The sequence below is a fragment of the uncultured Clostridium sp. genome, assembly GCF_934754925.1.
Lineage (GTDB): Bacteria > Bacillota > Clostridia > Clostridiales > Clostridiaceae > Clostridium.
This window is the reverse complement of the sequence record NZ_CAKVJA010000041.1, coordinates 1-24,382: the sequence shown is the minus strand read 5'-3', so window position 1 is coordinate 24,382 and position 24,382 is coordinate 1. Positions and strand designations below refer to the sequence as shown.

The 24,382-nt window shown below is 28.2% G+C and carries 25 protein-coding genes and 2 tRNA genes; 24 read left to right on the top strand and 3 right to left on the bottom strand.

What is annotated here, in order from left to right; translation table 11 throughout:
• The first annotated feature begins 80 nt into the window (after positions 1-80).
• A tRNA-Cys gene (locus Q0G30_RS11540) sits at positions 81-155 on the top strand.
• Between the two features lie 186 nt (positions 156-341).
• Here the strand turns inward: Q0G30_RS11540 and Q0G30_RS11535 are convergent.
• Positions 342-1,286, bottom strand: a complete 945-nt coding sequence (locus tag Q0G30_RS11535; RefSeq protein WP_294390093.1) for a magnesium transporter CorA family protein — start codon at positions 1,284-1,286, stop codon at positions 342-344.
• Positions 1,287-1,515: 229 nt separating this feature from the next.
• Here Q0G30_RS11535 and Q0G30_RS11530 point away from each other — a divergent pair, with 229 nt between their 5' ends.
• The 10 genes from Q0G30_RS11530 to Q0G30_RS11485 all read left to right on the top strand — a co-directional run bounded on the left by Q0G30_RS11530 (position 1,516) and on the right by Q0G30_RS11485 (position 10,779).
• A complete protein-coding gene (locus tag Q0G30_RS11530) occupies positions 1,516-1,995 on the top strand; it encodes a hypothetical protein (RefSeq protein WP_294390090.1) in 480 nt (159 codons plus the stop codon).
• A 173-nt stretch (positions 1,996-2,168) separates the two neighbouring features.
• The gene (locus tag Q0G30_RS11525) at positions 2,169-2,393 is read left to right on the top strand and encodes a sigma factor G inhibitor Gin (protein WP_294390088.1); all 225 of its coding nucleotides are present in this window, start codon (positions 2,169-2,171) and stop codon (positions 2,391-2,393) included.
• A gap of 97 nt (positions 2,394-2,490) precedes the next feature.
• Positions 2,491-3,078, top strand: coding sequence for a guanylate kinase (locus Q0G30_RS11520; protein WP_294390086.1), 588 nt, complete (start codon positions 2,491-2,493; stop codon positions 3,076-3,078).
• Positions 3,079-3,361: 283 nt separating this feature from the next.
• Entirely contained in the window at positions 3,362-3,697 is a 336-nt protein-coding gene (locus Q0G30_RS11515) for a cyclic-di-AMP receptor (protein ID WP_294390083.1), read from the top strand.
• Between the two features lie 25 nt (positions 3,698-3,722).
• Positions 3,723-4,655 (top strand): DNA polymerase III subunit delta', encoded by a 933-nt coding sequence (locus tag Q0G30_RS11510; RefSeq protein WP_294390080.1) that lies wholly within the window; start codon positions 3,723-3,725, stop codon positions 4,653-4,655.
• A gap of 2 nt (positions 4,656-4,657) precedes the next feature.
• The gene (locus Q0G30_RS11505) at positions 4,658-5,563 is read left to right on the top strand and encodes a stage 0 sporulation family protein (protein ID WP_294390077.1); all 906 of its coding nucleotides are present in this window, start codon (positions 4,658-4,660) and stop codon (positions 5,561-5,563) included.
• 164 nt (positions 5,564-5,727) lie between these two features.
• Complete coding sequence (locus Q0G30_RS11500; RefSeq protein ID WP_294390075.1) at positions 5,728-5,898, top strand: 4Fe-4S binding protein; 171 nt, start codon at positions 5,728-5,730, stop codon at positions 5,896-5,898.
• A gap of 246 nt (positions 5,899-6,144) precedes the next feature.
• Positions 6,145-6,600 (top strand): CtsR family transcriptional regulator, encoded by a 456-nt coding sequence (locus tag Q0G30_RS11495; RefSeq protein ID WP_294390072.1) that lies wholly within the window; start codon positions 6,145-6,147, stop codon positions 6,598-6,600.
• Between the two features lie 114 nt (positions 6,601-6,714).
• Positions 6,715-9,153, top strand: coding sequence for an ATP-dependent Clp protease ATP-binding subunit (locus Q0G30_RS11490; RefSeq protein ID WP_294390069.1), 2,439 nt, complete (start codon positions 6,715-6,717; stop codon positions 9,151-9,153).
• A gap of 165 nt (positions 9,154-9,318) precedes the next feature.
• The gene (locus Q0G30_RS11485) at positions 9,319-10,779 is read left to right on the top strand and encodes an NADP-dependent glyceraldehyde-3-phosphate dehydrogenase (protein WP_294390066.1); all 1,461 of its coding nucleotides are present in this window, start codon (positions 9,319-9,321) and stop codon (positions 10,777-10,779) included.
• Between the two features lie 23 nt (positions 10,780-10,802).
• Here the strand turns inward: Q0G30_RS11485 and Q0G30_RS11480 are convergent, their stop codons facing one another.
• Positions 10,803-10,973 (bottom strand): hypothetical protein, encoded by a 171-nt coding sequence (locus Q0G30_RS11480; protein WP_294390063.1) that lies wholly within the window; start codon positions 10,971-10,973, stop codon positions 10,803-10,805.
• A 132-nt stretch (positions 10,974-11,105) separates the two neighbouring features.
• Between Q0G30_RS11480 and Q0G30_RS11475 the strand changes: the two genes are divergently transcribed.
• From Q0G30_RS11475 to disA, 4 genes are all read left to right on the top strand, one after another.
• Positions 11,106-11,828, top strand: a complete 723-nt coding sequence (locus Q0G30_RS11475) for a GntR family transcriptional regulator (RefSeq protein WP_294390061.1) — start codon at positions 11,106-11,108, stop codon at positions 11,826-11,828.
• Positions 11,825-12,556, top strand: coding sequence for a glucosamine-6-phosphate deaminase (nagB, locus tag Q0G30_RS11470; RefSeq protein ID WP_294390058.1), 732 nt, complete (start codon positions 11,825-11,827; stop codon positions 12,554-12,556). Before Q0G30_RS11475 ends, nagB begins: the two co-directional genes overlap by 4 nt.
• Before the next feature lie 159 nt (positions 12,557-12,715).
• Entirely contained in the window at positions 12,716-14,107 is a 1,392-nt protein-coding gene (gene radA / locus Q0G30_RS11465; RefSeq protein ID WP_294390055.1) for a DNA repair protein RadA, read from the top strand.
• 56 nt (positions 14,108-14,163) lie between these two features.
• Positions 14,164-15,228: a DNA integrity scanning diadenylate cyclase DisA gene (disA, locus tag Q0G30_RS11460; protein ID WP_294390053.1), complete on the top strand. Its 1,065-nt coding sequence runs from the start codon at positions 14,164-14,166 to the stop codon at positions 15,226-15,228.
• 68 nt (positions 15,229-15,296) lie between these two features.
• On the opposite strand, the gene Q0G30_RS11455 is transcribed toward disA, so the two are convergent.
• The gene (locus Q0G30_RS11455; RefSeq protein WP_294390096.1) at positions 15,297-15,695 is read right to left on the bottom strand and encodes a DUF1573 domain-containing protein; all 399 of its coding nucleotides are present in this window, start codon (positions 15,693-15,695) and stop codon (positions 15,297-15,299) included.
• Between the two features lie 251 nt (positions 15,696-15,946).
• Here Q0G30_RS11455 and Q0G30_RS11450 point away from each other — a divergent pair, with 251 nt between their 5' ends.
• The 9 genes from Q0G30_RS11450 (at position 15,947) to Q0G30_RS11410 (ending at position 24,247) form a co-directional block, all read left to right on the top strand.
• On the top strand, positions 15,947-17,062 hold the full coding sequence (locus tag Q0G30_RS11450) for a PIN/TRAM domain-containing protein (protein WP_294390050.1): 1,116 nt from the start codon (positions 15,947-15,949) through the stop codon (positions 17,060-17,062).
• Positions 17,063-17,074: 12 nt separating this feature from the next.
• Positions 17,075-17,749 carry a 2-C-methyl-D-erythritol 4-phosphate cytidylyltransferase gene (gene ispD / locus Q0G30_RS11445; RefSeq protein ID WP_294390047.1) on the top strand — a complete coding sequence of 225 codons (675 nt, stop codon included), beginning with the start codon at positions 17,075-17,077 and terminating at the stop codon, positions 17,747-17,749.
• A gap of 435 nt (positions 17,750-18,184) precedes the next feature.
• Positions 18,185-19,894 carry a proline--tRNA ligase gene (locus Q0G30_RS11440; protein WP_294390044.1) on the top strand — a complete coding sequence of 570 codons (1,710 nt, stop codon included), beginning with the start codon at positions 18,185-18,187 and terminating at the stop codon, positions 19,892-19,894.
• Between the two features lie 33 nt (positions 19,895-19,927).
• A complete protein-coding gene (cysS, locus tag Q0G30_RS11435) occupies positions 19,928-21,328 on the top strand; it encodes a cysteine--tRNA ligase (RefSeq protein ID WP_294390040.1) in 1,401 nt (466 codons plus the stop codon).
• A 221-nt stretch (positions 21,329-21,549) separates the two neighbouring features.
• Positions 21,550-21,972: a ribonuclease III domain-containing protein gene (locus tag Q0G30_RS11430; RefSeq protein WP_294390037.1), complete on the top strand. Its 423-nt coding sequence runs from the start codon at positions 21,550-21,552 to the stop codon at positions 21,970-21,972.
• Between the two features lie 12 nt (positions 21,973-21,984).
• Positions 21,985-22,878, top strand: a complete 894-nt coding sequence (gene rlmB / locus Q0G30_RS11425; RefSeq protein ID WP_294390036.1) for a 23S rRNA (guanosine(2251)-2'-O)-methyltransferase RlmB — start codon at positions 21,985-21,987, stop codon at positions 22,876-22,878.
• A 23-nt stretch (positions 22,879-22,901) separates the two neighbouring features.
• Positions 22,902-23,411, top strand: coding sequence for an NYN domain-containing protein (locus Q0G30_RS11420; protein WP_294390033.1), 510 nt, complete (start codon positions 22,902-22,904; stop codon positions 23,409-23,411).
• Between the two features lie 34 nt (positions 23,412-23,445).
• Positions 23,446-24,093, top strand: coding sequence for an RNA polymerase sporulation sigma factor SigH (sigH, locus tag Q0G30_RS11415; protein WP_294390031.1), 648 nt, complete (start codon positions 23,446-23,448; stop codon positions 24,091-24,093).
• A 78-nt stretch (positions 24,094-24,171) separates the two neighbouring features.
• Positions 24,172-24,247: transfer RNA gene (locus Q0G30_RS11410), tRNA-Thr, on the top strand.
• Positions 24,248-24,382: the final 135 nt, after the last annotated feature.

Below are 24,382 nucleotides of genomic sequence, written 5' to 3'. Positions count from 1 at the left end.
GCTCGATAGCTCAGTCGGTAGAGCAGAGGACTGAAAATCCTCGTGTCCCTGGTTCGATTCCTGGTCGAGCCACCAGGTATGGCGCCATAGCCAAGTGGTAAGGCAGAGGTCTGCAAAACCTTTATTCCCCAGTTCAAATCTGGGTGGCGCCTCCAAGAAAAACCTACAAGATTACTTGTAGGTTTTTTTGTTTTGTAAATTTTAAATAAATATTTAATATAAAGTTTAATTTATGCACAATTTTAAAAAATAAAATTATCAACAGATAAAAACAAAATATCCACAGCAAAATTAAACTTGCATGTGGATATTTTTAATTTTTGTGAATATTTCAATTTATATTAACTGAACATATCCTTTTTATATAAAATAAAAGCAGTAACTCCAGTTAAAAGAATTGTAAGGAATATAATAATTTGAAATCCATTAGGATTATCTTGTAATGGTAATACAACATTCATACCGAATATACCACCTATAATAGTTGGTATAGCCATTAATATAGTAACAGATGCTAAGACTTTCATTACAATATTAAGATTATTAGATATTACAGAAGCAAAGAAATCCATAGTACTAGATAAAATATTGCTGTAAATATCTGTCATTTCTATAGCCTGCTTATTTTCTATTATGACATCTTCTAAAACATCTTGATCATCTTCATATTTTTGCATAATTTCTAATTTTAACATTTTTTCAAGAGTTACTTCATTTGCTTTAAGAGATGTAGAAAAATAAACAAGAGATTTTTCTAATGAATGTAATTGAATAAGTTCTCTATTTTTCATAGATTTATGAAGCCTTTTTTCAATCATTACACTTTTTTTATCAATTTGTCTAAGATAAATTAAATAATATGTAGATATTCTATTTAATATTTGAAGAATAAATCTAGATTTTTTAAATGAAAAAAATGATTTTACTCTACCATTAATAAAATCTGTTATTATTCTACTATTCTTTAGACAAATGGTTATTATTTCTTTATCAGAATGAATAATTGCTAATGGATATGTATCATAAGTTAGAGAATTATCTTCCATTTCTGTAAATGGTATATCTACTACTACTAATGTAAAACCATCTTCAAAATCAATTCTTGAAGTTTCTTCATCATCCAAAGGAGCTCTTAGAAAGTTTAACGGAACTCCTGTTTTTTTAGAAATTAAAATTAATTCTTCTTCTGAAGGAGCAACTATATTTATCCAACAACCATTTTCGATACTATCTAATACTTTTAATGATGAATTTGTTTCACTTATACTTTTGTATATTTGAATCATAAATTTTACCTCACTATAAATAAATGAATTATATATATAGATTATATCACAATAAGTTAATAATAATGCTTAATAGTTAGATTTATAAAGATATTGTAATATATTTATTAAATAATGGACAAGATAGACTAATAATCCCAAATTCAAGGTTTGTAATTAGATTTAGAAAGTTAGTATAATCAAAATATTGTTATACGAAATTAGATTATTATTTAGAGGAGTCTTAATTATGCATAAGGAGATTAAAAGAGGGAAGAAAACTGTTGCAATAATTATATCGTTACTAACAATTACTGTAGCATTATATATACATCAATTTTCTAAGATGACATTCGGAAAAAATATGACCGAAGAAATAGGCTTAGAAATTATTTTAGTTGTATTAACATTAATAGTACTTATTAAAGAAACTAAAAAGTGTAAAATTGCCTATAAATATTGTGTTATATCAGACAAGCTTATAATAAATAAAATAAATAGCAAAGTGGAAGAGAACGTTGAAAGCTTAAAAATAAAGGATATAATTTATATTGGGGAAAAAGCTAATGTTCCTAAAGAATATAGCAGATGTAAATGTAGTAGACACTATATTAGAAAATTTGATAAAAATAAAAAGTTCTTATGTATATATAAAAAACAAGGGAAAATATATAAATTTATTTTTGAACCTAGTGATACTTTAATAGCTCGTATAAAGCATTCAATATAAAATAAATAATAAAAAGGTGAGGTATAGTTTAATACTATCTCACCTTTTTATTTTAGTTATTAAAAAATATAAAATATTAATTAACTAAGTAAAAATTTAAAGAAAAATATAATTAAACAAGTATAGAGTACAAATAATGGGACAAAATTAAATAATAAAGGGAGGAGAGTATTATGGATATTAATAATAAGGATATATGGAGAGAGTCTAAAAAGTATTGCATAATATGCGAGAAAAAAAGTGAAAATAGTGGAATTGAAATAATGAACAATTTTATTTGTGAGGAATGTGTACTAAAAATGAATGTCATAGATGTTAATAGTAAAGAATATGAGGATATAAAAAATAAAGTAAAAAAAGCTATAACATCAAGAATATTAGATTTAAAAGATTTATAATAAACCTAGTTAAGAAAATGAAAGATTACATTTAAATTGTAGTGATATGATATAATTTAAGAAAAAGACAATTCTAACTATTAAGGAGGATGAAAACATGGGCAAAATATTTTGCTTAATGGGAAAAAGTAATTCTGGAAAAGACACTATATTTAAAGAATTAATGAAAGATAAGGGGTTAGAACTAAAAGCAATTGTATCATATACTACAAGACCTATAAGAAGTAACGAATGTGATGGAAGAGAGTATTACTTTATTAATGAAAAAGACCTAGAAAAGTATAGAAATGAAGGTAAAGTAATAGAAGAAAGAAGTTACAATACGGTTCATGGTTTATGGTATTATTGTACTATAGATGATAAACAAGTTGATATAGAAGAAAATAATTATCTATTAATAGTTACGTTAGAAGCCTATAAAGATATTGCATTATATTTTGGTGAAGAAAATGTAATTCCATTTTATATTGAGTTAGATGATGGTGTTAGATTAGAAAGAGCTTTAAAGAGAGAAAGACAAGAAAAGTCCCCTAATTACGATGAGTTATGTAGAAGATTTTTAGCTGATAGCCAAGATTTTAGTAATGAAAAATTAAAAGCATATAATATTAAGAAATCTTATATAAATGATAATTTATCAGAGTGTATAAAAAATATAAAAAGGGATATGTTAAAATTAATATAATATTAAATAAGAGTTGTTTGAAGTTAAGTATTTGATAACAAAAATAATGTTAACTTTAAGCAACTTTTTAGTTAAAGAATAAAATTCACTTTGGGAGGAAAGGTTATCTAAAGAGATAATAAGTTAAATTAAACAGCAAAAAAAATTACGATCAAAAATAGTAGAATATAAATATAAATTTTCATATAATAAATTATTTAAAGATAAAGTTTAGTAAATTATTATGTATTTATGATAAAATATAATAGAATGAATTATTAACTTATTAGTGGAGGTATATGGTATGAAGTTGGTATTAGCTATAGTTCAAGATGATGACGCTCTAGATTTAATCGAAGAGCTTACTGATAATAACTTTAGGGTAACTAAGTTAGCTACAACTGGAGGATTTTTAAAGTCAGGTAATACAACTTTAATGATAGGTGTTGAAAAAGAAGTCGTTAAAGATGTTGTTAAGGTAATTGAAGATGTATGCAAGAGAAGAAAAGAGATGGTGTCAGCACCGACTCCAAGCACCATTGGAAGTGGCTCAGGAATGTATATGCCTTATCCAATTGAAGTTGAGGTTGGTGGAGCTACAGTATTTGTTTTAGATGTTGATCAGTTTTATAAGGTATAAGTAAGTTAATAGAGAGGTGATTTGTGTGAGAAAATTTATAGGATATGAGACTTTAATTAATAACTTTAAAAATAGATGTATGAATAATACTCTTTCTCATGCTCACCTCATAGCAGGAGAAGATGGGATAGGAAAAAGTAAACTGGCAAATATATTAGCTAAATTAATATTAAATAGTGAGATTGATAGAGAGTATATTGATATTATAAATTATAGAAGTAATAAAGCTTCTTTTGGAGTAGATGATGTAAGAAATATAATTGAAGAAGTATCTAAGAAGCCATTTGAGGGAGATAAAAAGGTAATTATAATCCATGAAGGAAATAAATTAACTACGCAGGCTCAAAATGCACTTTTAAAAACTATAGAAGAACCACCTAATGGAGTTTACATAATGATATTATGTGAAAGTTTAGAATTAATTTTGGATACTATAAAATCTAGATGTGAAATTTATAAGCTTACGCCTTTAACTAAAGAAGAATTATATGAATATATAAGAATTAAAAATTTTAATTATAATGAAAATGAAATGAAATCTGCTATTGCATTTAGTGAAGGAATTCCAGGAAGAATAGATAGGTACTTTAATGATGATAATTTAAAGGAACTTAGAAGTAAATTAATATATCTAATAAAAGATTTAAATAAAAATAATGTTGAAGTTATATTGCAATATGAAGAAAAGTTAAGCGGATTAAAGGATAATAAGGAAGAAGTATTAAATATTTTAGGTGGATTTATAAGAGATATATTAATACATAAAGAAGTTGAAAATAAAGATTTTATCATAAATGGAGATAAATTTGATGATATAAATGAGCTTACTAAAGAAATGTCATTTAGAAAGCTAAATAATATGATAATTACGATAGAAGAAGCAAGAAAAAACATTAAAAGTAATGTTAGTTGGGCAATGATATTACGTGTAATGTTAATGGGCTTTATGGAGGGTTAATAATGATAAAAGTAGTCGGGGTTAGATTTAAGAAAGCTGGAAAGATATATTATTTTGATCCAGTAGATATGAATATACAAAAGGATACTTATGTAGTAGTTGAAACTGCAAGAGGTATAGAATTTGGAGAATGTGTAATTGGAATAAAAGAAATAAGTGAAGATGATATAGTTGCACCATTAAAAAGTGTTTTAAGAATAGCTACAGAAGAAGATATTAATAAGCATTTTAAGAATAAAGAGAAGGAAAAAGATTCATTTGATATCTGTTTAAAGAAAATTCAGGAACATAATTTAACTATGAAACTTATAGATGTAGAATATACATTTGATAATAATAAAGTAATATTCTATTTCACTGCTGATGGAAGAGTTGATTTTAGAGAATTAGTTAAGGATTTAGCGACAATATTTAAAACTCGTATTGAACTAAGACAAATTGGGGTAAGGGATGAAGCAAAAATGCTTGGAGGACTTGGACCATGTGGAAGACCAATGTGTTGTTCAACATTCTTAGGGGATTTTGCTTCTGTTTCTATAAAAATGGCAAAGGAACAGAACTTATCTCTTAACCCAACAAAAATTTCAGGAATTTGTGGAAGACTTATGTGTTGTTTAAATTATGAGCAAAGCACTTATGAGGATATTAGAAAGAGAATGCCTAAAGTAGGATCAATTGTTAAGACTAGTGAAGGAACTGGAGAAGTATTCTCAAATAATACAGTCAAAGAAAGTGTTAAAGTTAAGCTTAGAAAAGGTGAAGAAGAAGTTTTACAAGAATTTAAAATAGAAAATGTAGAGCTTATAAAAGGTCATTATGAAGATTCCATAGATGATGATGATATAAAATTAGAGATAGAATCAGAAGAGGATAGAAAATTAATTAAGGATCTTATAAAGGGCAACTAATTGGAAGATAAAATAATAATTTCCATTGGCAATGTGGAATAGATGGTAATTTAAATAAAAAAGCATTTATAGAAAAAATAGCATATGAACTTCCCCTTTAAAAAGAAAAATTTGTATGATAAAATATTATTGATATTAATTAAATATTGGGGGAGGTGTTTTTAATGGCATATGAAATTAATGATTCATGTGTTAACTGTGGTGCTTGTGCAGCAGAATGTCCAGTTAACGCTATAAGCCAAGGGGATACTCAATTCGTTATTGATGCAGATACTTGTATCGATTGTGGAAACTGTGCAAATGTTTGTCCAGTAGGAGCCCCAGCTGAAGCCTAATAGATTTTAGAGTCGTCAATTTGACGGCTCTTTTTTTATGTAAGAATATTTGACTTGTAATAATTACAGAGGGTTTAAGAAAAATAAATTCGGAGACAATAGGAGATACAAATAGAAATTATTAATAGTTTAATATATATTAATATATTTACCTAAAAATAAAAGAATTATTACATAGACATTAAAAAAAAAATTATATATAATTAAAGTCAAATAAGGTCAAAGTACGTTTAGGAAGGTGAAATTGTGGCAAGAATTTCAGATATAATAGCTCAATTTATTAATGATATGATAGAAGATGAAAAAAATAAGGAGGTAATTATTCAAAGAAATGAGTTAGCAGATAAATTTAACTGTGCTCCATCTCAAATTAATTACGTTTTAACAACTAGATTTACTGCGGAAAAGGGATACTTAATTGAAAGTAGAAGAGGTGGAGGAGGATATATAATAATCAGAAGAGTAGAATATAATAATAAAGAGAAACAATTAGAGGAAATAAATAAATCCATTGGAAATAGTTTAACATATAATTCAGCGTTATTATTAATTGAACATTTATATGATAGAAAACTAATAACTAAGAGAGAGTTCGAAATTATTAAGATGTCTATAAATGATAGAACATTAGGATCAGCTGAGGATAGAAATAAGCTAAGAGCAGATATACTTAAGGGTATCATAATGGTTATTTTATCATAATAATTATAATAGATATAAGAAAATAATTATGGTAAAGAGGGTTGGACAATATTTATAGAATATATCAATAATTTGTATAGCAATCTATATTAAATTATATTTGGAGGTGACACTATGATTTTTGGGAGGTTTACAGAAAGAGCGCAAGCTGTTTTGTTAGAGGCACAACAGGAGTCTCAAAATTTTAAACACGGGTATATAGGTACAGAGCACGTTTTATTAGGAATATTAAAAGAAAATGGATATGCAGGTCAACTTTTAGCTGGTAAAGGAATTAATATGGAGAAAGTAAGAAAGATGACTGAAGATTATTTAGGATTTGGAGATGATGAAGTTTCTAACGGAGAAATGTTATTAACTCCAAGAGCTAAAAGATTATTTGATGATAGTTTAGATATAGCAAGAAAATATGGTCATAGCTTTATAAATCCAGAACATATATTAATGGCTCTTATAGATGAAGGAGAAGGTGTTGCTTATACTATTTTAACAAGCGGTAAAATTGATTTAGTAACAATCAAGCAAGAGTTAGACAAATATATATCTGGAAATGAGCTTAGAGAAAATAAAAAGTCTATACAGAAAGAGAAAAAACAAAATAAGACACCAGCACTGGATCAATATAGTAGAGATTTAACCCAAAGTGCAAAGGAAGGAAAATTGGATCCAGTTATAGGAAGGGATGAAGAAACTCAAAGAGTATTAGAGATTCTTTGTAGAAGAATAAAGAATAATCCTTGCTTGATAGGTGAACCAGGAGTTGGTAAGACTGCTATAATAGAAGGGTTAGCTCAAAAAATAGTATCAGGAGATGCACCTGAGAGCTTAAGAGATAAAAGACTTTTAGTATTAGATATTACATCTATGATTGCTGGAGCTAAATATAGAGGTGAATTTGAAGAACGTTTAAAAAAAGTAATGAATGAATTGAAAAATGAAGAGGATGTAATAATTTTTATAGATGAAATTCATACTATAGTTGGTGCGGGAGGAGCAGAGGGAGCCATTGATGCTTCTAATATACTAAAACCAGCATTAGCTAGGGGAGAAATAAAATGTATAGGTGCTACAACAATAGATGAATATAGAAAGCATATAGAGAAAGATGCTGCCTTAGAAAGAAGATTTCAAACTGTTAGTGTAGAACCACCAACTAAGGATGAAACTCTAAATATTTTATTTGGATTAAGAGATAAATATGAATCTCATCATAAGGTTAAAATTACAGATTCAGCTTTATATATGGCAGTTGATTTAGCAGATAGGTATATAAGTGATAGATATATGCCAGATAAGGCAATAGATTTAATAGATGAGGCAGCTGCTAAGGTTAGAATTTCAAGATTAACTCTTCCGCCAGAAATTAAGCAGAAAGAATTAGATATAGAAAAGGTTATCAGTGAAAAAGAAGATTCTATAAGAAATCAAGATTTTGAAAAAGCTGCAAGTCTAAGAGATAAAGAAAAACAGTTAAGAGAAGAGTTTGAAAAAATTAAAAATGAATGGAGAACTCATAGTTGTACAGAAGTTCAAATTGTTGATGAAGATGATATTGCAAAGGTAGTAGCAATTTGGACCAAAGTACCAGTAGAGAGATTAACAGAAAAAGAATCAGATAAGTTGTTACATTTAGAAGATACATTAAGAAAAAGAGTTGTTGGTCAAGAGGAAGCAATAAAGGCATTAACTAGGGCTGTAAAAAGAGCAAGAGTAGGTCTTAAAAATCCTAATAGGCCAATTGGAACATTTATTTTCTGTGGACCTACTGGTGTTGGAAAAACAGAACTTTGTAATGTTTTAGCTGAAGTTATGTTTGGAAAAGTAAGTAATTTAATTAGAATAGATATGTCTGAATATATGGAAAAACATTCTGTATCAAGATTGATAGGAGCGCCACCAGGATATGTAGGATATGAAGAAGGTGGGCAATTATCAGAGGCTGTTAGAAGAAAACCTTATTCAGTAGTGTTATTAGATGAAATTGAAAAGGCACATCCAGATGTATTTAATATTTTGCTTCAAATAATGGAAGATGGAAGATTAACAGATGGAAAAGGAAAGACAATAGATTTTAAAAATACAATAGTTATTATGACTTCTAATGTAGGAGCTCAAAAAATAAAGAGTCAAAGAAAAGTTGGGTTTGATATTACAGCAAATTCAACATTTGCAGAATATGAAAAGATTAAAGAAATAGTATTGGAAGAGTTAAAAACTGCATTTAAACCAGAATTCTTAAATAGGGTAGATGATACTATAGTATTTAATCAACTTAAGGAAGAAGATACATTAGAAATAGTAAATATAATGCTTAAAGATACTATTAATAGATTAAAGGAAAAAAATATTGATTTGATTTATGATGAAGACTTAAATAAGTTCCTTGTTACTAAAAATAAGAATTTAGAGTTTGGAGCTAGACCATTAAGAGGAATAATAAACAGAGAAATAGTAGATAAATTAAGTGATGAACTATTAAAGGGCGAAATTAAAATCGGAGATAAATTAAAGGTTGAATGTAAGGAAGAAGGGTTGATTTTTTCACATAGATAGAAGTTAATCTAGATTAATAATTAAATGGATTATTAAATTAAAGAGGTAATTATGTAGCCTTAAATATTTAATAATCCATTTTTATTTTTTTATAGAAATGATTTTAATAAATACATATTGATAAGGGAAAAATAAATAAAAGTATTTATAAGTGGAGATGAAAAGATGTTTAGTAATCTAGTTGGAGAAGAAAGAAGGTTTCGTAATCTTATTAATGGACAATGGTGTAATAGTAAAAGTAGAAAATTTATTGAAATTAAGTCACCAGTTAATGAAGAAATAGTAGGGCGAGTACCTGAAATGACAAAGGAGGAAGTTGATGAAGTTATAAAAGTTGCAGTTAATGCAAAGGATAAATGGAAAGAAACACCTATTAATGAAAGAGCAAAAATATTATATAAAGCTGCTGATATATTGCAAGAACGTATGGTAGATTTAAGTGATATTTTAATGCGCGAAGTTGCAAAAGATAGAAAGAGTGCAGAATCAGAGATAAATAGAACAGCCGATTTTATTAGATTTACTGCAGATACATCAAAAAGTATCTATGGTGAAAGTATACAAAGTGATAGCTTTCCTGGTTTTGATAAAAAGAAATTATCTATTGTAGTAAGAGAGCCTATAGGAGTTGTTTTAGCAATATCACCATTTAATTATCCTATAAATTTATCAGCTTCTAAGATAGCACCAGCCTTAGTAGCTGGAAATACGGTAGTCCTAAAGCCAGCAACTAAAGGAAGTTTATGTGGATTATATTTAGCTAAAATATTTCAAGAAGCTGGAATACCAGATGGAGTATTAAATACTGTTACTGGAAGAGGCAATGAAATAGGTGATTATATTGTAACTCATCCTTCAATAGATTTTATAAATTTTACTGGAAGTAGTGAAGTTGGTATGAGAATATCTAAATTAACTAATATGGTTCCGTTATTAATGGAATTAGGAGGAAAAGATGCTGCAATAGTATTAGAGGATGCAGATTTAAAACTAGCTGCAAAAAACATAGTAGAAGGTGCATATTCTTATTCGGGGCAAAGATGCACAGCTGTAAAGAGAGTATTAGTAGAAGAAAATATAGCTGATAAATTAGTAGAAGAAATAAAGGTATTAGTAAAAGATTTAAAAGTTGGAAATCCTACAGAAGAAGGAGTTTCAATAGTTCCTCTTATAGATGAAAAGGCAGCAGATTTTGTATGGGATCTTATAGAGGATGCTAGAAATAAGGGGGCACATTTAATATTAGGTGCTAAACGAGAAAAAAATATTATATATCCAACATTATTTGATTATGTTACTAGTGATATGAGATTAGCTTGGGAAGAACCATTTGGTCCTGTATTACCCATAATACGTGTAAAGGATAAGGATGAAGCAATAAGAATAGCAAATGAATCTCAGTATGGCTTACAATCATCAGTATTTACTAATAATTTAGATAATGCTTTTTATATAGCAAATAAATTAGAGGTTGGAGCAGTTCAAATAAATAATAAAACTGAAAGAGGTCCAGATCACTTTCCTTTTTTAGGAGTTAAATCATCTGGAATAGGAGTACAAGGAATAAAATATTCAATTGAATCAATGACAAGAAGAAAAGGAATTGTAATTAATTTAAAAAAGTAAGGTAATTACCTTACTTTTTTAAATTAATTATTTGACTTCATAGAGTTATCATTATTTAGATTAGAGTTTATAACCATATTTTCTATAGAATCAACAGGATAATTGTCTAGAGTATCATTAGATAAATTTTTAGGAGTATAATCATTAAGAATATTTTTAGAAGGAACATTATATAAATAAGATTTATCTATCAAAATACCATCTCCTTGTAATTTATATAGATAGTATTTCCAAATAATAAATAAATATGTATATTTTTTATAAAAAACCGAACTGGTATAGACAACTATATATATATATCATATAATTATTGTGGGAGTGATAATATGATAGATAAAAATAGTCCAATACCAGTATATTATCAATTAAAAAATGATTTTATAAAAAAAATAGCTAATGGAATTTGGAAGGTTGGAGAATGTATTTCGAGTGAAAGAGAGCTTTGTGAGATTTATGGTGTTAGTAGGATGACAATAAGACAAGCTATTGGTGAGTTAGTACAAGAAGGTATATTAACAAGAAAAAAGGGAAAAGGTACTTTTGTATGTGAACAAAAAGTAAATCAGAAGGATATGATGAGCTTTACTGAAATGATAAAACAAAGTGGCAGAGTATTACAAACTAAAGTTGTAGAATTTGAAATTATAGATACCCCTGAAGACCTACAAGATATTTTTATATTAGATAAATTATATAAGATAACAAGAAAAAGAATAGTAGATGATGAATGTATTGCAGTAGAAACTGTATATATACCAGTAGATTATTGTGGACATGTTAATAAAGAAATGTTAGAAGGATCTTTATATAAAGTTTTAGAGGGATTTGGATATGTAATTACAAATTCTAATTCATCTATAGTAGCAGTTAATGTTAATGATAAAATAAGAGATTTGCTAGAGTGTAAAAAGGATGCACCAATATTGAAGATGACCAGTAAAACTTTTACTAATACAGATAAGCTTCTATTTTTAGAAGAAGCCTTTTATAAATCAGATAAATTCACATTACAAGTAAATATTTCAAGAAAGGAAGGGGAGATATTATGAGATTAATGATTACCGAAAGCTATGAAGAATTAAGCAAAGCTGCAGCAGAGGAATTTGCTAAAGTTATAAAAGAAAAACCAAATGCAGTTTTAGGATTAGCTACTGGAGGATCACCAGTGGGAATGTATAAAGAGTTAATAAAAATGTATGAAAAAAATGAGTTAGATTTTTCAAAAGTAACAACTGTAAATTTAGATGAATATATAGGGTTAAATCCAGAGCATAATCAAAGTTATAGACATTTTATGAATGAAAATTTATTTAATCATATAAATATAAATATAGCTAATACATTTGTACCAAATGGATTAGCTGATAATTTGGAAGTTGAATGTAAAGAGTATGATAAAAAAATTATGGAGTTAGGTGGAATAGATATTCAGCTTTTGGGTGTAGGAAATAATGGACATATCGCATTTAATGAACCAGATGAGCAATTATCTGCCGGTACTCACGTAATATCTTTAACAGAAAATACTATAGAGGCAAATTCAAGATTTTTTGAAAATATCAATGATGTTCCTAAAAAAGCTATTACAATGGGTTTAGGTGGAATAATGAAGGCTAAAAAAATTATTCTTATTGCATCTGGAGAAAGTAAGGCTGAAGCTATTAAAGGTTTATTCTCAGGTAAGATTACAACTGATAATCCAGCATCGATGCTACAAATGCATAGAGATGTTACTGTAATAGTAGATAAAGAAGCTGCAAAGCTTATTAAAGAATAAATAAAATATATAAATAAAGCATAAAAATAAACCATAAGAGTTAGTAGACATCTTATGGTTTATTTTTATATTTTTTATATTTTTTATATTTTAAGTATGATATATTATATAGAGTAAATTGGAATTTAACATATTAAAATAGATAGAGTGGTGAAGGATATGGCAAAGATAAAATCCGTATTTGTATGTCAAGAATGTGGATATGAATCACCAAAATGGATGGGAAAGTGTCCAGATTGTAGCAATTGGAATACTTTTACAGAAGAGCAAGTTATTCAACAAAATAAGAGTGCAAAAGAAGCAATAAAAGTGAGGCAATTATCTAAGAAGCCAGTTAAAAAGTTATCGGAAGTTACTTCAAGTAAAAGTGATAGAATTGTAACGGGAATAAGTGAATTTGATAGAGTAATGGGAGGAGGAATAGTTAAAGATTCCATTACTATAATAACAGCAAGGCCAGGAGCGGGAAAATCAACATTACTATTACAAGTTGCAGACAATATAGCCAGAGGTGGATATAAGGTTATTTATGCATCTGGAGAAGAGAGTGATAGTCAAATTAAAAATAGAGCGGATAGAATTTTAGATAAAATTAACGATAATATTTGGGTTGTTCAAGAAACTAGTATGAATAATGTTGTAGATGCTGTCAATGAAATAGATCCAGACTTATTAATAATAGATAGTATACAAACATTTACTATGGAAAGTGCATTACCAGCAAGAGCAGGTTCTCCTACTCAAACAATGGAGTGTGCTAATGAACTATTAAGAATTGCAAAAGATGATAAAAGACAAAGAGCAGTAATTATAGTTGGACAAATGACAAAGGCAGATGAATTAGCTGGTCTTAGGGCACTAGAACATTTAGTTGATACTGTATTAATAATAGAATGTGATACTGATGAAGAGTTAAGAGGATTAGTTAGTTCTAAAAATAGATTTGGAAGTACAGGTGAAACTGGTTTTTTTCAAATGTCTGAAAGGGGAATGATGTCTATTGATAATCCATCGGAATTTTTTATGACTAAAAGGGAAGATGGAGAAGTAGTATCAGGAAGTACATTAACAGTTATAAAGGAAGGGTCTAGACCTATAATAACAGAAGTGGAAAGTTTGGTTTCAAAAACATTTACTCCATATCCTACTAGAATAGGAGAAACATTAGGGAAAGATAAATTAAATACCTTGATATCAATTTTAGAGCAAAGAGGTGGAATTAATCTTTATGATAAAAATGTTATTATAAAGACTACTGGAGGAATGCGAATAAAAGAACAAGGTATTAATTTAGCTGTAATTATGAGCATAGTATCATCTGTAAAACAAAAAGGAATAGAAGCAAATGTTGCTTTTATAGCAGATGTTGGGTTAACGGGGGAGCTGAAAAAGGTTCCATCTATAGAAATAAGAGTTAAAGAGTTAGCTAGAATGGGATTTAAAAAGGTATATGTGGCTAAGGATTCTTTTAATAAAGAGGTAAGAATACCTAATATAAAAATAATGTCAATGAAAACTCTGAATGATGTTATAGCAGATGTGTACAAATAGGTGTAAAATATAATTATTATAGAAAGTATGTGAAAGTAATAGATTAGGTGATTAGCATGAGAATTAAGGATGATAACGAAATAAAAAATATATTGAAAATAGTTAGTCCTGGAACAAATTTAAGGGAAGGACTAGAAAATATTTTAAGGGCTAAAACTGGTGGATTGATAGTTTTAGGGGATTCTGAAGAAGTAATGAATATAGTAGATGGGGGATTTAATATAAATGCAGAGTATACCCCAGCATATATTTATGAGTTAGCTAAAATGGACGGAGCTATAGTATTAAGTCAGGATTTAAGAAAAATAGTTTGTGCTAATGCACAATTATTACCTGATCCATCTGTAACAACATATGAAACGGGAACAAGACATAGAACTGCACAAAGAATAGCAAAGCAAACGGATACTATAGTAGTTGCCATATCTCAAAGAAGAAATATTATTACAATATATAAGGGAGATATAAAATATATATTACAAGATAGCAGTGTAATATTAGCAAGAGCAAATCAAGCTATCCAGACATTAGAGAAATATGTGAATGTTTTAGAGAGGGTTATAAATAATTTAAATATTTTAGAGTTTCAAGATTTAACAACTATTTTTGACGTAGTAACTGCAATTCAAAGAACTGAGATGGTAATGAGAATAGTTGAAGAAATAAAAAGATATATTTTAGAGCTAGGTAATGAAGGTAGACTTATTTCTATGCAGCTTAATGAATTAATAAGATATATAGAGAGAGATGGAATTCTTTTAATTAGAGATTATTGTGGAGAAAATACAGACCATAATAGCATATATAAAGATATTCAAAAATTAAATTCAGAGGAGTTAGTAGACTTAGAGATTATTGCAAAAGTACTTGGCTTTGGCGGAGTATCCTTAGTAGATACATTAATTTCTCCAAAGGGATATAGAATATTATTTAAAATTCCAAGAATTCCAACTAACGTAATTGAAAATTTAATAAAACATTTTAATAAATTAAAATATGTAATTGCTGCCAGCAAAGAAGAATTAGATCAAGTAGAAGGTATAGGTGAAGCAAGAGCGACAGCTATCAGAAGCGGATTAAAAAGAATAAAGGAACAAATTCATTTAAAGAAAGAAATTTAATGAATCATTGGAATATTAATAAAAATATTGGTAAAAATATATAAGCAGGTGTAAACCTGCTTATATATTTATCTAAAGGTAAATTTGCCTAGGGTGGTAATTTTATCGCTTTCTTTTAAAAGAACGTCGTAAAGATTTATATCAAGAATATTACAAAGAGAAGTAAGATAAAATAAGTTATTACCAATTTCTCTTTCTATAACTTCACGGCAGTTTTCACATAAACAACCATCCATATGAGTTTTTAAACATTCAGATAAATCTTCCAATGAGTTGTCTTCATTTGGCAGACATTGCTTTTTTGCATTTATTTTAATGCAACCACAGTTTGTAACAGCTTTGGCTACTGCTCTGTTAACTCTAGAACTAGATTCAGTATATTTAGTAAGAACATCTAGAATACTTTTGTGCCTTAATAGAGATTCACTGACGTCATTTTGAAAGCTATCAAATATAATGTCTTTCATTTGCCTCAACTCCTTAGAAATATAATCCTTATATAAATTATAAGTATTTTCAGACAATTTTGTCAATACAACCCTTAGTTGCATTGTTTAATATTATAATAAACAACCTATTCATATTTTGATAGGGGGTATTAATGTTAAATTTTATTTTTAAAATTTAAATACTTGTAATAGTAATAATAATAATATGGTATAATAAAAAATGGTTATTTATAACTATTATGTATAGCTTTTTAAGAGGAGGTGAATTTATGTTTAAAAAATCCTTAAAGATAATTTTTACTATTTTAGGATTAGTTGTTGGATATATTGTTGGAGAAGTAATATTATTTATTAATAAAGGATTCAAAATTAATATTATTAAAGGCCCAATATCAACAACTATACTTTATATTTTTTGCATACTATTATTTGGAATTATTTTTTATTTTATTTCACCAGGACTATATAAATGGATATCAAAGATTATAGATAAAATGGAAAAAGTCATTCAAAGATTAAGTGCTCAAGAATTAATTTTTGGAAGTTTAGGAATTTTAATAGGATTAATTATTGCAGCGTTTATAGGAGCTCCTTTTTCAGGTATATTTACAGGGATACATCCAGCTATAGGACCTATAATATTTGTGTTATTAGAATTAATAGCTGCAATAATTGGAGCAGAAATATTTATAAAAAAGAAAGATGATATTTCTTCAACTTTATCTATTTTTAAAAAGAATAATTTAAGAGAAAAGGATAAGGAAAAGAAGAATAGGAGTATTACTAAGAGTAGTGCTAAAGTTTTAGATACATCAGTTATAATTGATGGTAGAATTTTTGATTTATGTAAAACAGGATTTATAGAGGGAACCTTAGTTATACCTAGTTTTGTTTTAGATGAACTTCGTCATATATCAGATTCCTCAGATTCGTTAAAAAGAAATAGAGGAAGAAGAGGATTAGATATACTAAATAAAATTCAGAAAGAATTAGAAGTTGAAACTGAAATTTGGGAAGGTGATTTTAAGGAAATTGCTGAGGTTGACAGTAAATTATTAAAGTTAGCTCAAAAATTAGGTGGAAAAGTTATAACAAATGACTTTAATTTAAATAAAGTTGCAGAGTTTCAAGGTGTACCAGTTTTAAATATAAACGATTTAGCTAATGCTATAAAACCAGTAGTTCTTCCGGGAGAAGAAATGAAAATTGTAGTTATAAAAGATGGTAAGGAATCATCACAAGGAATCGGTTATTTAGATGATGGAACTATGATAGTAGTTGAGGGTGGAAAAAAATTTATTGGAGAAGAAATTTTTATAATAGTTACATCTGTTCTTCAAACTTCTGCTGGAAGAATGATATTTGCAAAACCAAAGGAAAATTAAAGGAGAAATTTAATGATAAGTGCTATTATTTTAGCTGGAGGAAAAGGAAAAAGAATGAATTCCTCTATAAGCAAGCAATTTATTGAAATAAAGGGAAAACCTATTATTTATTATACTATTAAGAAATTTAATGATAATAAAAACATAGATAATATAATACTTGTTTTGTCATCAGAGGAAATAGAATATTTTAAGAAAAATATCTTAAACAAATATGATATTAAAGTTGATAAGATTGTTGTCGGTGGAGCTGAGAGGCAGGATTCAGTATACAATGGACTTAAAAGTTTAGAGAATAGTGAAACCGATATAGTGCTAATTCATGATGGAGCAAGACCATTTATTTCAGATAGAATAATAGATGAGGGAATAAAGTATGCAACTATTTATGGAGCTTCTGCACCAGGTGTTATGCCTAAAGATACTATAAAGATTAAAGATGAAAATAATTTTTCACTTAATACTCCCAATAGAGAAACTCTAGTATCAATTCAAACACCACAGGTTTTTAAGTTTAATGAAATTTTAGAATGTCATAGAAAAGTAAAAATAGATAAATTAGTGGTTACTGATGATACTATGGTTGTTGAAAAGTATGGTAATAAGGTATACCTTTACGATGGAGAATACACAAATATTAAAGTTACAACACCTGAAGATTTAATTTTAGGAGAAAAGCTTATTTAATTTCAATTCCATTATATTGACATAGTTTTTTTAAGATTATATAATTAATTAATCAAAAAAATATATTACTTAAAGCAGTGACGAAGAATAGTAGAAATCGCCATTTCAGAGAGAAAATCCATTGGCTGTAAGATTTTCAATAGATTTTGAACCAGCTTCTGAGTTATAGGTAAAAACTATCGGTTTAATACCGTTATCATTATTAAAGCACAAATTTAGGTGGTACCGCGGATATAAGTTCGCCCTAATTATATATTAGGGGGAACTTTTTTTAATTTATAGTAAAAAATTATAAATTAATAAATAAAGCAATTTATAAATTTTATAGATAAAAACTTATAAAGTTCTATGAGGAAATATTACAATAGCTTTTAACTATCTAAGGGTATAACCGTTAATAAATAGTATTAAATAACTAGTTTGGAGGAATAAATTATGAAAATGTCAAATATGTTAGTGTCTACACTAAGAGAAGTACCAGCAGAAGCGGAAATAGATAGTCATAAGCTTATGCTTAGAGCTGGTATGATTAGAAAAATGGCTGCAGGTATTTATAACTATATGCCTATAGGTCTTAAAGTATTAAAAAATATTGAAGAAATAGTAAGAGAAGAAATGAATGCAGCGGGTGCACAAGAATTCTTAGCTTCAGCTGTATTACCAGCTGAGTTATGGCAAGAATCAGGAAGATGGGACGTTTACGGAGATGAAATGTTCAGATTAAAAGATAGAAATAATAGAGATTTTTGTCTTGGACCAACTCATGAAGAAGTATTTACTGATATAGCTAGAAATGAAATAAAATCATATAAACAATTACCAGTAAATCTTTATCAAATTCAAACTAAATATAGAGATGAAAGAAGACCAAGATTCGGAATTATGAGATCAAGAGAATTTATAATGAAGGATGCTTATAGTTTTGATAAAGATCAAGCTGGATTAGATTTATCATATGATAAGATGCATGATGCATATGTAAAAATATTTAATAGATGTGGAATAGATGCTAAGTGTGTTGCTGCTGATTCAGGTGCAATTGGTGGATCAAATTCAGCAGAGTTCATGGTTAAATCAGAAGTTGGAGAAGATGATGTAGTATTCTGTTCAGCCTGTGATTATGCTGCTAATATAGAAAAGGCAGAAGCAACACCAGAAAAAGCAGAAGTAGAAGAACTATTAGAAATGGAAAAGGTGGCTACTCCAGATAGTAGAGGAATAGATGAAGTTTCTGAATTTTTAAATGTATCTCCAAAGAAAACAGTTAAACTTTTAATGTTTAATATAGATGGAAAAATAGTGGGTGTAGTTGTTAGAGGAGATAGAGAAGTTAATGAAGTAAAGGTTGCTAATGCGGCAAATGCTTCAGGTGACATAGCTATGGCTTCTCATGAAGAGTATAAAAATGCAACTGGATGTGAAGTTGGATTTGGTGGACCAGTAGGATTAAAAGTAGATTTATTACTAGTTGATGAAGAAGTTAAGTATATGTACAATATGATTCTTGGAGCTAATGAAACTGGATACCACTTAAAAAATGTTAACTATGGCAGAGATTTTGAAGGTACTGTAGGAGATTTCAGAAATATAGAGAGTGGAGAAAAGTGTCCAGAATGTGGAGCTGAAGTTACTATAGCAAGAGGAACTGAGGTTGGTCATATATTTAAACTAGGAACTAAATACTCAGAAGCTATGAATGCTACATTTATAGATGAAAACGGAAAAAATACACCATTTGTAATGGGATGTTATGGAATAGGTGTTACAAGAACAATGGCATCTATAATTGAACAACACCACGATGAAAATGGTATAATATGGCCTCTTTCAGTAGCTCCATATCATGTTTCAGTTATTCCAGTAAATATTAAGGATGAAGCACAAATGGAAATTGCCAACAAATTATATGAAGAATTAAGAAAAGTTGGTGTAGATGCTATATTAGATGATAGAAATGAAAGACCTGGAGTTAAATTTAAAGATTCAGAATTAATTGGAATTCCAATGAGAGTTACTGTAGGTAAGAAGATAACTGAAGGTGAAGTTGAATTTAAATTAAGAGATGGTGAAATGGAAGTAGTAAAGATTGATGATGTTATTTCTATTGTAAAATCTCAATTTGAAAAGAATAATATAAGATTATAGAATTTTAAAAATATAAAAAGGAGGGATTGTTAAATGAAAATATATAATTCTTTAACTAGAAAAAAAGAAGAATTTGTTCCACTAGAGCCAGGTAAGGTTAGCATGTATGTTTGTGGGCCAACAGTTTACAACTATTTTCATATAGGGAATGGTAGAACCTTTATTGTTTTTGATACTATAAGAAGATATATGGAATATAGAGGTTATGAAGTTAATTTCGTTCAAAATTTTACTGATATAGATGATAAGATGATAAATAAGGCTAATGAAGAAAATACAACGGTAAAAGAGATTGGTGACAAGTATATTTGTGAGTATTACAAAGATGCTGATGGGCTTAATATTAAAAGAGCAACTACTAATCCAAGAGCAACTGAATATATTAGTGAAATAATTGACTTTGTTTCTGGATTAATAGAAAAAGGATATGCATACGAAGTAAATGGAGATGTTTATTTTAGAACTAAAAAGTTTGAAGGATATGGTCAACTTATTGGTCAAAACCTAGATGATTTACAAGCTGGAGCTAGAATAAATGTTGATGAGAGAAAAGAAGACCCAATGGATTTTGCAATTTGGAAAGCACAAAAACCTGGTGAACCTGCTTGGGAGTGCCCTTGGGGATTAGGAAGACCAGGATGGCATATTGAATGTTCATGCATGGCTAAAAATTTACTTGGAGATACGATTGATATACATGCTGGAGGTATGGACTTAGCATTCCCTCATCATGAAAATGAAATTGCTCAAAGTGAAGCTTTAACAGGAAAGAAATTTGCAAACTATTGGATGCATGCAGCATTTTTAAATGTTAATAATCAAAAGATGTCTAAGTCTTTAAATAACTTCTTAACTGCAAGAGATGCATTAAAAGAATATGATGCAGATGTAATAAGATTTTTAATGCTATCAGGACATTATAGAATTCAGTTAAACTTTAGTAATGAGCTATTAGAATCAGCTAAGGCATCTATTGAAAGATTATATAATGCTATAGGTAATTTAGAAAATTTAATATCAGAAGTTAAGAATGAAAAAATGACTGATGAAGAAATTAAATATCTAGAATCATTAGATACGTATAGACAAAGATATATTGAAAAAATGGATGATGATTTTAATACTGCAGATGCTATTTCAGTTCTATTTGATTTAATAAGAGATACTAATAGTAATATAGGAATTAATTCATCTAAGGAATTATGTGAAAAGGCTTTAGAATTAATAAGAGAATTAGGTTTACCTTTAGGAATTTTACAAAAAACAACTAAGGGGGATTTAGAGGCCGAAATTGAAGCTTTAATAGCTGAGAGACAACAAGCGAGAAAAGATAGAAACTTTGCTTTAGCTGATAAAATAAGAGATGATTTAAAAGCTAAGGGTATAGAACTTTTAGATACTCCACAAGGTGTTAGATGGAAAAAGGTTGATTAATATAGGTGACAAGTTATAGGTTGCAAATGTAAATTAAATTTACTAAAGATTTTAGATAAATAAAGTCAGCATTGCTGACTTTATTTATCTAAACTTACTATTTGCTAATATAGACTTGTCATTAATTTAATATAGGCTAATTTAAATATAATATACCATTTGAGGCTATTATATTAATGAAGATATTTTTTTATGGCTTATAAATATTAAGGAGATAATATATGTTGAGAGATTTAAGAACAAAAGAATTTACTGAGAAAGAAGCAAGACTTTTAAATCCATTACAGTTAGCATTAATAGGTGATGGAGTCTATGAACTTTTTATAAGAAATTCTATATTATCAAATAATCTTGAATTAAGTGCTCATAAAATGCATGTTAAGGCTATAGGATACGTAAAAGCTAAAAGTCAATCTATTATAATGCATGCAATTGAGGATAAATTAACAGAAAATGAAAGTTACATATTTAAAAGAGGAAGAAATACTAAATCGGCAACTGTTCCTAAGAATGCTGATGTAAGAGATTATAGAATGGCTACTGGATTTGAGGCTCTAGTTGGATATCTATATTTAATTGGTGATATTGAAAGATTAGAGTTCATATTTAATACAGCACTATCAATTGATTTACAACAAAAATAAAGGAGAATATTCATGACAAAAAGAGAGAATCCAAGAAGAAGAGAAAGAGAATTTAATAAATTTCAAGAAAAATCTAATAGAGGTTTTAGAAAAAAAGATGAAAATCAAAGTTTTAAAAGAGAAACAAGAATAGTAGCACCTGCAAAAGAAACTAATATTGATGCTATAAGAGAAGATTTAATATTAGGAAGAAATGCTGTTATTGAGGCATTAAAAAGTGACAGAACTATCGAATGTTTATATGTAAGTAAAGGTGATTTAGAAGGTTCAATAAAGGTTGCGTTAGGCTTAGCAAAGGATAAAGGAATAGTAGTTAAGGAAGCTGATAGAAGAAAACTTGATACTATGTGTGAGGGATTAAATCACCAAGGAATAGTTGCTAAGGTTACACCATTTAAATATTGCGAAGTAAATGATATATTAGAAGTTGCGGAAAAGAAAGGCGAGAAACCTTTCATAGTAATATTAGATGAAATAGAAGATCCTCATAATTTAGGATCTATAATAAGAACAGCTGAACTTTGTGGAGTTCATGGAATTATTATACCTAAGAGAAGAAATGTTGGAGTAACATCTACTGTATATAAGTGTTCTGCAGGAGCAATAGAACATATGAAAATTGCAAAGGTTACAAATATAAATGCTACAATAGATATGTTAAAGGAAAAGGGAATTTGGATATATGGAGCAGATATAGAAGGCAAGGACTATAGTTACAATACAGATTTCTCAGGACCATGCGCTTTAATAATAGGAAGTGAAGGAAAGGGAATATCAAATTTAACTCTTAAAAAATGCGATTTATTAGTTAAAATTCCTATGATAGGAAAAATTAACTCTTTAAATGCTTCAGTAGCAGGTGGTATAATGATGTATGAGGTATTAAAAGGTAGATTAACTAAATAGTTTAATACTAACAGAGGTTAAAAGTGAAATTTATTTTTATAGATGGATATAATGTAATAAATAGTTGGAGTATTTTAAAAAAGGAAAAAGAAATAAGTTTAGATAGTTCGAGACAGAAGCTCATTGATATTTTACATAATTATGGTGCAATTCATCAATGTAAAATTATGCTTGTATTCGATGGATATAGAGTAGCTGGAAATTTAGAGAATAAATATGAACACAATAAAAATCTTACAGTAGTTTTTACTAAAAGTGGAGAAACTGCTGATGCATATATTGAAAGAGAGATACATAATATAGGAAGGCGCTTTGAAGTTTCTGTAGTTACATCAGATTCTTTAGAACAACAAACTATATTTCAAAGAGGTGCAACTAGAATTTCAAGTGTAGAGTTTTATAATATGGTATTTGATACATCTGAAGATATAAAAAGAGCTACTAGTAAGGTAGACCAATTACAAAAAAGTACAGTACAAGATAATATTAATGAAGATGTATTAAAAAAATTAGAGGCTATGAGACGTGGATAAATACTAAAGCGTTTTAGGAAATGGAGGGGGATTTGTGAATAACAAAGATTATTCAAAAGAAATAGCAACTGAATTTGAGGAAAAATTGGAAGAAGAAATAGTTATAGAAGCTAAAAATGGAAGTGTGAGAGCACAAGAATATGTTATTTCTAAATATGAAAGCTTTGTGAAAGCAAAATCTAAATCATATTTTCTAATAGGAGCTGATAAAGAGGATATTTATCAAGAAGGTATGATAGGGCTATATAAAGCTATTAGAGATTTTAATTATGAAAAATCAACAACATTTAAGGCATTTGCAGAGTTATGTATAACAAGACAAATAATAACAGCAATAAAAACCGCTACAAGACAAAAGCATATACCTTTAAATACATATATTTCTCTTAATAAACCAGTATCAGAAGATGATTCAGAAAGAACACTTTTAGATATACTTTCTAGTATGAAAATTAGTGATCCAGAAGCTCTTATTATAGGTAAGGAAGAAAAGGCACAAATAGAAGATGCTATTACAAGAGTTCTTTCAGATTTAGAGATGGAAGTATTACAATCTTATTTGGATGGTAAGTCATATCAAGAAATTGCTTGTGATTTAGACAGACATGCAAAGTCTATAGATAATGCCCTTCAAAGAGTGAAAAGAAAGCTTGAAAAGTGCCTTTCCGACACTAAACAATAATAGTAAAATAATATTGACAAAAAAAACAAATGATAGTAAACTTTATAATTGGTATATTAAAGTGAACGTCACTTTAATGCTCATGTAGCTCAGTCGGCAGAGCGTCGCCTTGGTAAGGCGGAGGTCGTCGGTTCAATCCCGATCATGAGCTCCATGAAGAATATAAATTAGTATGCAAACGCTAGGCAAAGTTTATTTAAAATAAGGAGGAATTTCAAAATGGCAAAGCAAAAGTTCGAAAGAAGTAAACCACACGTAAATATCGGAACAATCGGTCACGTAGACCACG